The 14361-nt window shown below is 62.5% G+C and carries 7 protein-coding genes and 6 tRNA genes; 1 reads left to right on the forward strand and 12 read right to left on the reverse strand.

Annotated features, from left to right (window positions below; genetic code table 11):
• Positions 1 to 103 precede the first annotated feature (103 nt).
• The 11 genes from lon to IC757_RS10765 all read right to left on the reverse strand — a co-directional run bounded on the left by lon (position 104) and on the right by IC757_RS10765 (position 8477).
• Positions 104 to 2518, reverse strand: a complete 2415-nt coding sequence (gene lon, locus IC757_RS10715) for an endopeptidase La (RefSeq protein ID WP_190974312.1) — start codon at positions 2516 to 2518, stop codon at positions 104 to 106.
• Between the two features lie 143 nt (positions 2519 to 2661).
• Positions 2662 to 3918 (reverse strand): ATP-dependent Clp protease ATP-binding subunit ClpX, encoded by a 1257-nt coding sequence (gene clpX / locus IC757_RS10720; RefSeq protein WP_190974313.1) that lies wholly within the window; start codon positions 3916 to 3918, stop codon positions 2662 to 2664.
• Between the two features lie 62 nt (positions 3919 to 3980).
• Positions 3981 to 4586, reverse strand: a complete 606-nt coding sequence (gene clpP / locus IC757_RS10725) for an ATP-dependent Clp endopeptidase proteolytic subunit ClpP (RefSeq protein WP_190974314.1) — start codon at positions 4584 to 4586, stop codon at positions 3981 to 3983.
• Positions 4583 to 5863: a trigger factor gene (tig, locus tag IC757_RS10730; protein WP_190974315.1), complete on the reverse strand. Its 1281-nt coding sequence runs from the start codon at positions 5861 to 5863 to the stop codon at positions 4583 to 4585. The genes clpP and tig overlap by 4 nt, the downstream gene beginning before the upstream one ends.
• Before the next feature lie 60 nt (positions 5864 to 5923).
• A tRNA-Lys gene (locus tag IC757_RS10735) sits at positions 5924 to 5999 on the reverse strand.
• A 65-nt stretch (positions 6000 to 6064) separates the two neighbouring features.
• Positions 6065 to 6140, reverse strand: a tRNA-His gene (locus IC757_RS10740).
• Between the two features lie 70 nt (positions 6141 to 6210).
• Positions 6211 to 6287: transfer RNA gene (locus IC757_RS10745), tRNA-Arg, on the reverse strand.
• Positions 6288 to 6323: 36 nt separating this feature from the next.
• A tRNA-Pro gene (locus tag IC757_RS10750) sits at positions 6324 to 6400 on the reverse strand.
• Between the two features lie 63 nt (positions 6401 to 6463).
• Positions 6464 to 7681 carry a sialidase family protein gene (locus IC757_RS10755; protein WP_190974316.1) on the reverse strand — a complete coding sequence of 406 codons (1218 nt, stop codon included), beginning with the start codon at positions 7679 to 7681 and terminating at the stop codon, positions 6464 to 6466.
• Positions 7682 to 8155: 474 nt separating this feature from the next.
• Positions 8156 to 8246, reverse strand: a tRNA-Ser gene (locus tag IC757_RS10760).
• A gap of 150 nt (positions 8247 to 8396) precedes the next feature.
• Positions 8397 to 8477 (reverse strand) — tRNA-Ser (locus IC757_RS10765).
• 230 nt (positions 8478 to 8707) lie between these two features.
• Between IC757_RS10765 and IC757_RS10770 the strand changes: the two genes are divergently transcribed.
• Positions 8708 to 12346: a hydantoinase B/oxoprolinase family protein gene (locus tag IC757_RS10770; RefSeq protein WP_190974317.1), complete on the forward strand. Its 3639-nt coding sequence runs from the start codon at positions 8708 to 8710 to the stop codon at positions 12344 to 12346.
• Here IC757_RS10770 and IC757_RS10775 read toward each other — a convergent pair.
• Positions 12343 to 14292, reverse strand: a complete 1950-nt coding sequence (locus IC757_RS10775) for an acetoacetate--CoA ligase (RefSeq protein ID WP_190974318.1) — start codon at positions 14290 to 14292, stop codon at positions 12343 to 12345. The genes IC757_RS10770 and IC757_RS10775 overlap by 4 nt on opposite strands.
• Positions 14293 to 14361: the final 69 nt, after the last annotated feature.

The raw sequence follows: 14361 nt of genomic DNA on the forward strand, positions 1-14361 counted from the left end.
GGCAGAGGATGTTATATCACGACAGGTTTGCCATCAACAGGAAATCCACCCAAAAGCGACTTAATCTGCCCACAAACGGCCTCACCGCACCATATTTCGGTCATCAATGCGCCCGGACTCCCGGCTCGGAGCTTTCGCGCGAACCCGCCGTGGCATCCGGTTCCTTGTCAGACTTGCCCTGAGGCAGGCCGGCAAGAGCAACCTCGAGCACGTCATCGATCCACTTGACTGGACGGATATCCAGATCTTTCTTGATGCGTTCGGGGATCTCGACAAGGTCCTTCTCGTTTTCCTCCGGAATCAGAACCAGTTCAATGCCTCCACGCAGGGCCGCCAGCAATTTTTCCTTCAGGCCGCCAATTGGCAGCACCTTGCCGCGCAGTGTGATCTCTCCGGTCATGGCCACGTCGGCCCTCACCGGCACCTCGGTCAGCACCGAAACCAGCGCTGTCACCATGGCAATGCCGGCGCTCGGTCCGTCCTTGGGGGTGGCACCTTCGGGAACGTGAATGTGGATGTCGCGATTCTGGTGGAAATCCTCGGCGATACCCAAGGCACGCGCGCGCGAACGCACCACCGACAGGGCCGCTTGCACGGACTCCTGCATCACGTTGCCAAGCTGCCCGGTGTGGGTCAGTTTGCCCTTGCCGGGGACCGCGGTGGCCTCGATCTGCAGCAACTCGCCACCCACCTCTGTCCATGCCAGCCCGGTTACCTGGCCGATCTCGTTCTGCTCCTCCGCCCGGCCGTAACGATGGCGCCTGACCCCGAGATACTTGTCGAGATTGCGAACGGTTACCTGCCGACGTTCAAGCTTCTTGTCAAGACTGAGTTCCTTGACCACCTTGCGGCAGATCTTGGCGATCTCGCGCTCCAGGTTGCGCACACCCGCCTCGCGGGTATAGTGCCGGATGATGTCAATAATCGCCCCTTCGCTGACCGTCAGCTCGCCATCATTGAGCCCGTGCTGTTCCAATTGTTTGGGCAGCAAGTAACGCGTGGCGATATTGAGCTTCTCATCTTCCGTGTAGCCCGGGATCCGGATGATCTCCATCCGGTCAAGCAACGGCGCCGGAATATTCAAGGAGTTTGCGGTCGCCAGGAACATGACTTCGGACAGGTCGAAATCCACTTCAAGATAGTGGTCGCTGAAGGTGTTGTTCTGCTCGGGATCCAGCACCTCCAGCAGGGCCGAAGACGGATCGCCGCGAAAGTCCATCGACATCTTGTCGAGTTCATCGAGCATGAACAGCGGGTTTCTTGATTCGACCTTGGCCAGGCTCTGCAAGACCCGACCAGGCAACGAACCAATGTAGGTTCGCCGATGGCCGCGAATCTCGGCCTCATCACGCACCCCACCCAGACTCATGCGCACGAACTTGCGCCCGGTGGCACGGGCAATGGAGCGCCCCAGGGAAGTCTTGCCGACACCGGGCGGCCCGACCAGGCAAAGGATCGGCCCCTTGAGCTTCTTGACGCGTTGCTGCACGGCCAGGTACTCGAGAATGCGCTCCTTGACTCGTTCCAGACCGAAATGATCGGCCTCGAGAGTCTCCTCGGCAGCCTTGATGTCATTGCTGATCCGGCTGCGCTTCTTCCAGGGCAGGCTGATCATCCAGTCCAGGTAGTTGCGCACCACTGTCGCCTCGGCCGACATCGGCGACATCATCTTGAGCTTCTTGAACTCGCTGGTGGCTTTCTCCATCGCTTCTTTGGGCATGCCGGATTTCTCGATACGTGTTTCGAGGTCACCCAGGTCATTGCCCGTTTCGTCCAGATCACCCAGCTCCTTCTGGATGGCCTTCATCTGCTCGTTGAGGTAGTACTCGCGCTGGCTCTTTTCCATCTGCGTCTTGACCCGGCCACGGATGCGCTTTTCGAGCTTGAGGACATCGATCTCGCCCTCGATCAGACCCATGAGGTGTTCCATGCGAGCTCGCACGGAAGGAATCTCGAGGATATGCTGCTTGTCCTCGATACGAACACCGAGATGCGCTGCTATCGTATCGGCCAGGCGGCTCGGGTCTTCGATGCCGGACAGCGTGGTCAGCAGCTCAGGCGGTACTTTCCGGCTTAGCTTGACGTAATGTTCGAACTGCTCCATCAGGCTGCGCGTGGTGACCTCGAGGGTGCGGGGATCCTCGTCCTCCGGCGCCGGCAGATATTCCCAGCGGGCCGACAGAAAGTCCTCGTCTTCATCGAGCTCCATGACGCGCACCCGCTCGACACCCTCGACCAGCACCTTGGTCGTGCCATCGGGCAAACGCAGCATCTGCAGAATGCTGGCGATGGTCCCGTGATCGAATAGCTCATCCTTTCCAGGCGATTCCACCTCCGGATCCTTCTGCGTGACCAGCAGGATCCGCTTGTCGACATTCATGCACTCTTCCAGCGCCCGCACGGACTTGTCCCGTCCAACGAACAGCGGGATAACCATGTGCGGATACACGACGACATCTCGCAGGCTCAGAACCGGCGTGGGTTGACGCGGAGCATTCTCGGCTTCGTAACTTGCCATGGGGATTCTCGATTACCTTGCGCAGCCTAGCGGCCGGCGCGATTTGCAGTTGAGATGAAAGAGATATTGGCGCCGGCGATGCGCGATTCAAGCACGCGCTACCCGCCCGGGGCCGACGGGGCGACCGTAGCCAGCGAAATGAATCAGGATTCAGCCCCGGCTCGCTGCTTGCCTTCGTATATCAGGTAGGGCGAGGCCTCGCCATTGATCACGGCCTCATCGATGACCACCTTGCTGACGTTATCGGTCGACGGCAGGTCATACATGCAGTCCAGCAGGACATTCTCAATGATGGTCCGCAGTCCCCGAGCACCGGTCTTGCGCTCCATCGCCTTGCGTGCAATCGCATGCAGGGCATCTTCACGCACTTCCAGCTCGCAGTTGTCCATTTCGAACAGTTTGCAAAACTGCTTGACCACCGCATTCTTCGGCTCGGTCAGGATCCGGACCAGCACATCCTCGTCGAGCTCGGCCAGCGTGGCCACGACGGGCAGGCGCCCGACGAACTCAGGGATCAGACCATAGCGGATGAGGTCCTCCGGCTCGACCTCGGCCAGCAGCCTGGACAGGTCGTCGGAGTCCGCACTGCGCACTTCGGCCTTGAAACCAATACCGGCAGACTGGGAGCGGGCCTGGATAACCTTGTCCAGGCCGGCAAACGCGCCGCCAACGATAAACAGGATATTGCGGGTGTCGACCTGCAAGAACTCCTGCTGCGGATGTTTGCGACCACCCTGTGGCGGCACCGAAGCCATGGTGCCCTCGATGAGTTTGAGCAGGGCCTGCTGCACCCCTTCGCCCGATACGTCGCGGGTAATCGACGGGTTCTCCGCCTTGCGGGAAATCTTGTCGATCTCATCGATGTAGACGATACCCTGCTGCGCCTTGTCGACATCGTAGTCACACTTCTGGAGCAGTTTCTGGATGATGTTCTCGACATCCTCGCCCACGTAGCCGGCCTCGGTGAGCGTCGTGGCATCCGCAATGGTGAACGGCACGTTGAGCATTCTGGCCAGCGTTTCGGCCAGCAAGGTCTTGCCCGAGCCGGTCGGGCCAATCAGCAGAATATTGGACTTGGCCAGTTCGACGTCGTCGCGATGCCGCGAGGACTCCAGGCGCTTGTAATGGTTATAGACCGCAACCGACAGCACTTTCTTGGCTGCCTGTTGGCCGATGACGTACTTGTCGAGAAAGTCGTGAATCTCGTGCGGTGTCGGCAGGCTCTCGCGTTCGTCCGAAGCGGCGCCCTCAAGCTCCTCGCGAATAATGTCGTTACACAGCTCGACACACTCGTCACAGATGTAAACGCTGGGCCCGGCAATCAGCTTGCGGACCTCGTGCTGGCTCTTTCCGCAGAACGAACAATAGAGAATCTTGCCGTCGCTGTTCGATTCACTCATGAGCTGTCTGGTCTTCCTCGCCGCTTGCCGTTGTCAATCAGTTTACCCGAAAACGGTGCAGACTATTGTGCCTGGCGCTGACTCAGCACTTCGTCAACAAGCCCGTACTCGCGAGCATCTTCAGCCGACATGAACTTGTCACGGTCGGTATCGGCCTCGATAGTTTCGAGCGGCTGACCGGTATGTTTCTGGAGAATCCGGTTGAGGGTGTCCTTCATCTTCAGGATTTCGCGGGCGTGGATGTCGATATCCGAAGCCTGGCCCTGGAAACCGCCCAGCGGCTGGTGAATCATGACCCGCGAGTGCGGCAGCGCAAGGCGCTTGCCGTTGGCACCGGCAGCCAGCAGCAGCGCGCCCATGCTGGCGGCCTGGCCGACACACATGGTTGCCACGTCGGGCTTGACGAACTGCATGGTGTCGTAGATCGCCATGCCGGCGGTAACCGACCCACCCGGGGAATTGATATAGACGTTGATGTCCTTCTCCGGATTCTCCGATTCCAGGTAGAGCAACTGGGCGACGATGAGATTGGCCGCGTAGTCCTCAATGGGACCGACAATGAAGATCACCCGCTCCTTGAGCAGGCGGGAGTAAATGTCATAGGCCCGCTCGCCGCGTGCGGACTGCTCTACGACCATCGGTACCAGATTGAGGGCTTTTTCGTTCATTCGCGACCCATCAGCTCCCGGAATGTCATTTCCTTGTCTTCAACCTTGGCGTTCTCGAGCACCCAGTCGATCACCTGGTCCTCGAGCACCACGTTCTCTATCTGATCCATCAGATGCGGTTCAGACCGGTAGAGTTCAATGACCTCGGACGGCTGATCGTAGGTTTCGGCCACTTCCTCGATGCGCGCCTGGACTCGCGCGGGATCGATCTCGATATTATTCTGGCGTGCCAGCTCGCCGAGCAACATACCCAGCCGAACACGCTGCTCGGCGCTTGCCCGCAGCTTTTCGGCCGCCGGTGGCTGCTGACCGGTCTGCTGCTTGAGCTGGGCCTGGAGCTGCTGGACTTCCTGGCTCACCCGACTGGCCGGCACTGGCAGATCCGAAAACCGCTCACCCAGGCCATCGGTCACGACCTGCCGCAAGCGGTTGTTCACCGCCTGGCGCATCTCGCGTTCCAGGTTCTTGCGAACGCCGTCGCGCAACTCTTCGACACCGCCTTCGATACCAAACGCTTCGGCGAAGGACTCGTCGACTTCCGGCAGCTCCGATTCCTCGACCGTCTTGACCGTCAGTTGGACCTGCGCGGTCTTGCCGGCCAAGGCTTCGTAGCCATAGTTGTCCGGGAAAGTCAGCTCGATGTCCTTCTCCTCGCCTCCCTTCACGCCCGCCAGCGCCTCTTCTAGCGCCGGGAAGGCGGCCAACTGGCCCATGACGGGGGCGATTTCATGCTCACCCTGCTCGGGAACACGCTCGCCATCAACCTGGGCCACGTACCCCAGGCTGACGCGATCACCCTCGGCTGCACCGCGATCCACCTCTTTGAAGCTGATGCGCTGCTGACGCAGGGTCTCGATCATGTCATCGACATCCGAGTCCGTGATCTCTGCCTTCGGTCGCTCGATATCCATGTCGCTGACATCAAGCTCCGGAATCTCGGGAAACACTTCCAGTTCAGCGGTGAACTCGAAATCTCCGCCGTCTGCCGGTGGCGTGGGCTGCAGGCTGGAGACGCCGGCCACGCGGAATGACTGCTCGCCAATGGCCTCTTCAAGGCTGGACTGCATGACCTGCTGCAGCACCTCTTCCCGCACCTGGTCGCCATACCGCTTGCGAATGATGTTCATGGGCACGCGCCCCGGACGGAACCCCTTGAGCCGCACCTGGCGACGGAGTTCATTGAGTCGGCCGGAAACCTTGCTGTCTATGCTGTCGGCCGGCACCTGAACGGTCATACGCCGTTCCAGATCACCGGTCTTTTCAACGGATACCTGCATGCTCGAGTTCTGTCACTTGGTTGGATCAAGCCGCCCGAAAATCGGTGTCGGCTGTGGAAATGGTGGGCCGTCAGGGACTCGAACCCCGAACCTACTGATTAAGAGTCAGCTGCTCTACCAATTGAGCTAACGGCCCGTCTTATTGTGTTCTTGCATTCAATGTCGACCGTGGCCGGCAACAAAGCCGGCCACGGTCCAAACTGGGGTGAGCGACGGGGGTTGAACCCGCGACCTCTGGAGCCACAATCCAGTGCTCTACCAACTGAGCTACGCCCACCATCGAAAACAAATTGTAACGCGGTGCCTGAGCACCACAATCGAGTATTGTAACCCGACTCCACGGCTCATGGCGCGCCCGGCAGGACTCGAACCTGCAACCGCCGGCTTAGAAGGCCGATGCTCTATCCGGTTGAGCTACGGGCGCAGAATAATCGCCGAATCATACAGAGCGCGAATCGGCTGGTCGGGGCGGCAGGATTCGAACCTGCGACCTACTGCTCCCAAAGCAGTTGCGCTACCAGGCTGCGCTACACCCCGTTTCCAAGCCGGTCAATGTTACGGATGTCGGCACTTCGGGTCAATAACCTGAAGCGAAAATTCTCAATCGTTCCACGCCACCAGCCCTGCCCTGACCCTGGGTCGGCGGTCCTCGCCCGGCGTCGTCCACGCCAGCAGCAGGCGCTGGTCATTGAGCACGACAAGGGCTGGAAAACCACTGACACGCCCACCATCCAGGCCAACCACTTCACGAGTTTCCTGCTGATTGCCGGCACCATCGAAACGCGTCAGGACCAATTCGGCCCCACCGTCTTTCTCCCGGATCCACGCAAGGACAAAGCCGTCGCCATGCCAATCCAGCGCCACTCGGCCCAGCGCTTCGTCCGTACCGAGCGCCACCGGCTCGGAGAAATCGCGACCCGCATCATGCGAAACGGCCACGCGCACCTGCGGGACACCATCGGGCATGGTGAACCAGGCGGCTGCCACATTCTCCCCATTGGCGATCAGCGCCGGTCCGTTGACCGGGCAACCGCCAATCATCCAGCCATCCTCGTGTAACAGACGGGGACTGGACCATGATTCTCCGTCATGGCCGACCGCCCAGATATCGCGGATCTCCTCGTCGCTGCGACCCCGGTAGATCACCAGCGGACCGCGCGCGGTCATCGCCGAAGCCGTCTGACAACAGTCGCATACCCGCTCATCGAGCATCTGCTTGTCTTCAATCGCATCTCCGGGCCCGATCCGCGCGGTGCGCAAGGTCATGTCCCCGCCATGGCCATGATGATGGTCCCCATGCCCACCATCCCCCGCTTCGGCCGTATAGCGGCCATCCAGCCAGACCATTCCGGCCGTGGCCTCGTCCCAGGCGAAGTAGCTCACGAAGCCATGCTCGGTCTGGGTACCGTCCCGGTGAGGCACGGCGGGCTCACTCCAGCTTGCCCCCTGATCGGTGCTGCGGGCAAACATCACGTCGTAGGCAAAGGTGGCCGGGCCCGACTTTGCCAGCCAGTGCGCCATCCAGTCGCCATTCGGCAGCACGAACAGGCCCGGCGTATCCGCCCAGTTGGCAAACCAGTCCTCGCCATGCGCGATCGTTATCGGATCGGAAACCGCCCCGCCATCAATCACCGAAAAACGGAACGCGTGCCCATCACCTTCAGGCTCCAGCCAGGTCAACACGGCCTGACCATCCTCCAGTGTGGCCAGATGGGGCGCCATGCTGCCGCTGCCGGCCGGCAGCTCGATGTACTCGATCTCGGCGTTTGTGGCGGCAGCGAGTAACAGGACAGACAGGAGTATCGGGATTCTTGGCATGGCAGACGTTTCCGTGGGGATCATCACAAGATACCAAACTCTCGGCGCCCGCTCCCGATCAAAAAAACCCGCCACAAGGGCGGTTTTTTTTAATGATGGCGGAGAGGGAGGGATTGACTGCGCACCCTGCGGGTGCTTGCCCTCAGCTTCGCTTCGGGTCGCTCCGCCGGCAGTGCCGGCTGCGCATCGAGCTCGCCTGCGGCTCGGTTCGAACCGGGGTTCTCATCCGTAGTCCCCGCTCCCCGAGCATTAAAAAACCCGCCACATGGGCGGGTCTTTTAATGATGGCGGAGAGGGAGGGATTGACTGCGCACCCTGCGGGTGCTTGCCCTCAGCTTCGCTTCGGGTCGCTCCGCCGGCAGTGCCGGCTGCGCATCGAGCTCGCCTGCGGCTCGGTTCGAACCGGGGTTCTCATCCGTAGTCCCCGCTCCCCGAGCATTAAAAAACCCGCCACATGGGCGGGTCTTTTAATGATGGCGGAGAGGGAGGGATTCGAACCCTCGAACGGGGGTTACCCGTTAACGGTTTTCGAGACCGCCGCATTCGACCACTCTGCCACCTCTCCGCAAAAACCAGATTGTAACGGCATTCGGAAATGCCAAGCCGCCTGGCGGCGGGCGGTCCTTGCGGACCGCGAGAGGGAGGGATGGCTGCGCCCGCTTTCAGCGGGCTTGTCCTTCGGACTGAAGTGCTGCGCACTTCAGCGAGCTCGCGCCTGCGGCGCTCGGTTCGAACCCTCGAACGGGGGTTACCCGTTAACGGTTTTCGAGACCGCCGCATTCGACCACTCTGCCACCTCTCCGTAGAACCTGTTGTACCGGCGATTTTTCGACTCCGGGGCTGCACTCTTCTGGTCGTCCCGGAAACGCCGAAGGCGTTATCCGGGACCTCACTGACCAAGCGGCAGCCAGCGAGTGCAAGCCGAGCATTATAACGCAGCCAATGCTCATTGAGCACCCTCATTCAAAGCTGACGCCCCGCGAATTTTAGCTGCCCGGGTACAACGATACACGGTAAAGTCTCTCCATGGCTTCCGCACCTGTCTCCAACAAGGTCACCGGTCCAGGTGGCAAGTCTCGCTGGCGTTTCTGGATCGACCGCGGCGGCACGTTCACCGACCTGGTCGCGCGCCGGCCCGATGGCGAACTGGTCGCGACCAAGCTGCTGTCGGAGAATCCCGACCAGTACGAGGATGCGGCCACCGAGGGCATTCGCCGCCTGCTGGGGCTCGACTCGGACGATCCCATTCCCGATGCCGACATCGAACATGTGCGCATGGGCACCACGGTGGCGACCAATGCCCTGCTCGAACGGCGCGGGGAACCGACCGTGCTGGTCACCACCAGAGGCTTTCGCGACGCGCTGTTCATCGGCCACCAGTCGCGCCCGGAGATCTTCGCGCTCGATATCCGACGCCCCGAGCAGCTCTACGACCAGGTCATCGAGATCGACGAGCGCATCGACGCCCATGGCGAGGTCCTGCAGGCCCCCGACCCCGACCAAATCCGCCAACAACTGCAAAAAGTCTTCGACCAGGGCATTCGCGCCCTGGCGGTCATCTTCGTTCACGGCTACCGCCACCCCGAACACGAACGCCAGGTCGGCCGGATCGCGCGCGAGATCGGCTTTAGGCAGGTCAGCCTGTCCCACCAGGTCAGCCCGCTGATCCGATTCATCGGCCGTGGCGACACCACCGTGGTCGACGCCTACCTCTCGCCGGTGCTTAAGCGCTACGCCGACCGCGTCGCCGCCGATCTCGGCGAGGTCACCCTGCAGTTCATGAAATCCGACGGCGGCCTGACCGACGCCCAGACCTTCGCCGGCAAGGACGCCATCCTTTCCGGCCCGGCCGGCGGCATCGTCGGTTGCGTGCGCACCGCCGCCATGGCCGGCTGCGAGCGCGTGATCGGCTTCGACATGGGCGGCACATCGACCGACGTCTCGCACTATGCCGGCGAGTTCGAGCGTAGCTTCGAAACAATGATCGCTGGCGTGCGTCTGCGCGTACCCATGCTCGAGATCCACACCGTGGCCGCCGGCGGCGGCTCGAAACTGCATTTCGACGGCAGCCGCTACCGCGTCGGCCCCGACTCGGCCGGCGCCGATCCCGGCCCGGCCAGCTATCGACGAGGCGGGCCGCTGACGGTCACCGACTGCAATGTCATGCTCGGCAAGCTCCAGCCCGACTTCTTTCCCCACGTGTTCGGTCCCGATGCCGACCAGCCGCTCGATGCCGACGTCGTCGACAAAAAATTCAGTGAGCTGTGCGAGGAAATCCGCGAGACCACCGGCGACGAACGTGGCCCGAAGCAAGTCGCCGAGGGTTTTCTGTCCATCGCCGTGGCCAACATGGCCAATGCCATCAAGAAGGTCTCGGTGCAGCGTGGCCACGACGTGACCGGCTACACGCTCAACTGTTTCGGCGGCGCCGGCGGCCAGCACGCCTGCCTGGTGGCCGACGAGCTGGGCATCTCGCAAGTCCTGATCCACCCGCATGCCGGCGTGCTCTCGGCCTACGGCATGGGCCTGGCCGATGTCACCGCCATGCGCGAGTTCAGCGTCAATACCGAACTCGACGATGCCCTGCCCCGGCAGCTCGACGACGACTTCCGCCCTGTCGAACAGGACGCGCGCGAGGAACTCACCGCCCAGGGCATCGAGCCGAAAGCCATCAGCGTGGATCGCAAGCTGCAGGTCAAGTACACCGGCACCGACACCACGCTGCTGGTCGATCACGGCGCACGCGATGCTATCGAACGCGCCTTCGCCCGGCTGCACAAGCAGAAATTCGGCTTCACCATGAAAAACCGGGCGCTGGTCATCGAGGCCGGCATCGTCGAGGCCATCGGCCACAGCCAGGCCATGGCCGAGGAAGCCGAACTCGAGACCGGCAGCGCCGATACCGCCCCCGAACCGGCCGCGCGCGTAGCCACCTTCATGGCTGGCCGAAACCATGCCAACACACCGGTTTACAAGCGCGACACCCTCGCCCCAAACCAGCGCATCGACGGCCCGGCCATCATCATCGAACCCAACTCCACCACCGTACTGGAACCGAACTGGTCGGCCCGACGCAACCGCCGCGGGCACCTGGTGCTGGACCGTCGCCACGGCGCCGAGGACACGGTCGATATCGGCACCCGCGCCGACCCGGTCATGCTGGAAGTCTTCAACAACCTGTTCATGGCCATCGCCGAGCACATGGGTGCCGTGCTGCAGCAGACCGCCTGGTCGGCCAACATCAAGGAACGGCTGGATTTCTCCTGCGCGCTGTTCGACGGCCAGGGTCACCTGGTCGCCAACGCTCCGCACGTGCCGGTTCACCTGGGCTCGATGGGCGAGAGCGTGCGCTCGGTCATCGACGCCTTCGGCGACGACATGGCCCCGGGCGATGTCTTTCTGCTCAACGATCCTTATTCAGGCGGCACCCACCTGCCCGATCTCACCGTGGTCAGCCCCTGCTTCGACGACGACGGCGAGGTGCTGTTCTACACCGCCAGCCGCGCCCACCACGCCGATGTCGGCGGCATCACACCCGGCTCCATGCCGCCGCACAGCCACACCATCGACGAGGAAGGCGTGCTGATCGGGCCGATGCGTGCGGTGCGCGCCGGCGAACTGCTCGAAGACGCACTCACCGAGGTATTCACCGGCGGCGACTGGCCGGTACGCAATCTCGACCAGAACCTCGCCGACCTGAGGGCCCAGATCGCGGCCAACGCCCGCGGCATCCAGGAACTCCACGGCATGGTCGATCAGTTCGGCCTTAAAGTCGTGCGCGCCTACATGGGTCATGTGCAGGACAATGCCGCCGAGCAGGTCCGGCGCGTGCTCGACCGGCTCGGCGACGGTCACTGGATCAAGCATCTCGACAACGGCGCGCAGGTCGAAGTGCGCGTGAGCGTGGATCGTGAAAGACGCCAAGCCACCATCGACTTCACCGGCACCAGCGAGCAGCAGGGCGACAACTTCAACGCCCCGCGCGCGGTCACCCGTGCCGCCGTGCTCTACGTACTGCGCACCCTGGTCGCCGACGACATTCCCTTGAACGACGGCTGCATGGCGCCCATCGACTTGGTCGTGCCCGAAGGCTCCATGCTCAGCCCCGTGCATCCGGCCGCCGTGGTCGCCGGCAATGTCGAAACCAGCCAGGTCGTCACCGACGCGCTGCTTGCGGCCATGGGTGTGCTCGCCAACAGCCAGGGCACCATGAACAACCTCACCTTCGGCAATGACCGTCACCAGCACTACGAAACGCTTTGCGGCGGCGCCGGTGCCGGCGAGGGATTCAACGGCGCCGACGCGGTGCACGTACACATGACCAACTCGCGCCTGACCGACCCCGAAATCCTGGAGACCCGCTTCCCCGTTCGCCTGGACGGCTTCGGCGTACGACCCGATTCAGGCGGCGAGGGCCGCTGGCGCGGCGGCAACGGCTGCGAGCGCCGCATCCGCTTCCTCGAAGAAATGACCGTCGCCCTGCTCGCCAACAGCCGCAGGATCGCGCCTTCGGGCATTCAGGGCGGCGGCGATGCCAAAACCGGCCAGGCGTGGATCGAACGCCAGGACGGCAGCGTGAACGAGCTGACCGGCATCGACCGGGCCGAAGTCGGCCGCGGCGACCTGCTCGTCATTCGCACCCCTGGTGGCGGGGGCTATGGCTAGCTCTTCAGTGCGTCCAGGTCCCGGTAATGGTCCAGGGCTTCGGGATTGGCCAGGGCCGAGGTGTTCTTGACCTCGCGCCCATGAATGACATCGCGCACGGCCAGCTCGACGATCTTTCCTGAAACCGTGCGCGGGATATCGGGCACGGCAATGATCTTTGCCGGGACATGGCGCGGGGTGGCATTGGCACGGACGGTTTTGCGTATGCGGTCACGCAGATCGTCGTCGAGCTCAACGCCATCTCGCAACCGCACGAACAACACCACGCGCACATCGCCTTCCCAGTCCTGGCCGACGCAGATCGATTCGATGATCTCGTCGAGCTTCTCGACCTGGCGATAGATTTCGGCGGTGCCGATGCGCACCCCGCCCGGATTGAGCGTGGCATCCGAGCGGCCATAGATGACCACCCCGCCGCGCGGCGTCAGGCGGGCGTAGTCGCCATGGGCCCACACGCCTTCGTGGGTTTCGAAGTACGCGCCGCGATACCGCGACCCGTCCGGATCATTCCAGAACTTCACCGGCATGCAGGGAAAGGGCATCGAACAGGTCAGCTCGCCAGTCTCGTCCTCGACCACGCGACCATCGTCGGCACGAATTTCCACCTTCATGCCCAGGCCGCGGCACTGCAACTCGCCCTTGTAGACCGGCAGCAGGGGGTTGCCCAGTGCAAAACACGACACGATATCGGTGCCGCCTGAAATCGAGCTGAGCTGCAGGTCCTCCTTGACGTCGCGGTAGACGTAATCGAACGATTCGGGCAGCAGCGGCGAGCCGGTCGAGAGAATGGCCTTGAGGGATTCCAGCCGATGCGACTGGCGCGGTTTGATGCCGGCCTTGTCGCAGGCGGCGATCCACTTGGCCGAGGTGCCGAACACGGAAATCCCGACCTCGTCGGCCAGGTCCCAAAGCACGTTGCCGTCGGGATAAAACGGCGAGCCGTCGTAGAGCACCACGGTCGAGCCCACGGCCAGGCCGGACACCAGCCAGTTCCACATCATCCAGCCGCAGGTAGTGAAATAGAACAGCTTGTCGTCGCGCCTGAGATCGGTATGCAACTGCAGCTCCTTGAGGTGCTGCAACAGGGTGCCGCCGGCACCATGGACGATGCACTTGGGCACACCGGTGGTGCCGGAGGAGTAGAGAATGTAGAGCGGATGATCGAAGGGCAGTTGCGCGAACTCGATGGTTTCGGCATCGTTGTCGGCGAACTCGTCCCACATGACGGCGTTTTCCAGGCCCGACAGATCCGGCGATTCGGCCATGTAGGGGGTGACGACAACGCGCTCGATCGAGGGCATTTGCTCGACCAGCTCGCGCACCCGGCCGAGGCAGTCGAAATCCTTGCCGTTGTAGCGGTAGGCGGCGGCAACGAAGAGCACTTTCGGCTCGATCTGGCCGAAACGGTCCAGCACGCCCTGTACGCCGAAGTCCGGCGAGCACGACGACCAAACCGCGCCGATGGAGCTGGCCGCCAGCATGGCGATGACGGTTTCGGGCAGGTTGGGCAGGTAGCCGGCCACCCGATCGCCTTCTTTCACACCCATCTCGCGCAGGGCCCGCGCCACCCGCGCGACTTCCGTATGCAGGTCTTGGTAGCTGATCTCGCGGCGCATACCACTCTCGCCGGCAAAGATCAGCGCGGTGCGCTCATCTCGGTGCTTGAGAAGATTCTCGGCGAAGTTCAGCCGGGCCTCCGGGAACCAACGGGTGCCAGGCATGGCCGGCCAGTTCTCCGTGACCCGTTTGCCGCGGGTTTCGGCCACTACTCCGCCAAACTCCCATACCGCGTTCCAGAACGCTTCGGGGTGAGCGATCGACCACTGATACAACGTCTCCCAGTCATGCACCCCGGGGTCGAGTTGCCCGGCGATCAACTGGATGAAACGGCTCATGTTGGTGGCGGCACGGCGCTCGGCCGAGGGCGTCCAAAGCGGTTCGGTCATGGTGTTTTTCTGGCTGTTCTGGAAACCGGCACAAGGGTACCCATTCCGGCCGCCCAAGTCACCTGTACC

It is taken from the genome of Wenzhouxiangella sp. AB-CW3, assembly GCF_014725735.1.
Lineage (GTDB): Bacteria > Pseudomonadota > Gammaproteobacteria > Xanthomonadales > Wenzhouxiangellaceae > Wenzhouxiangella.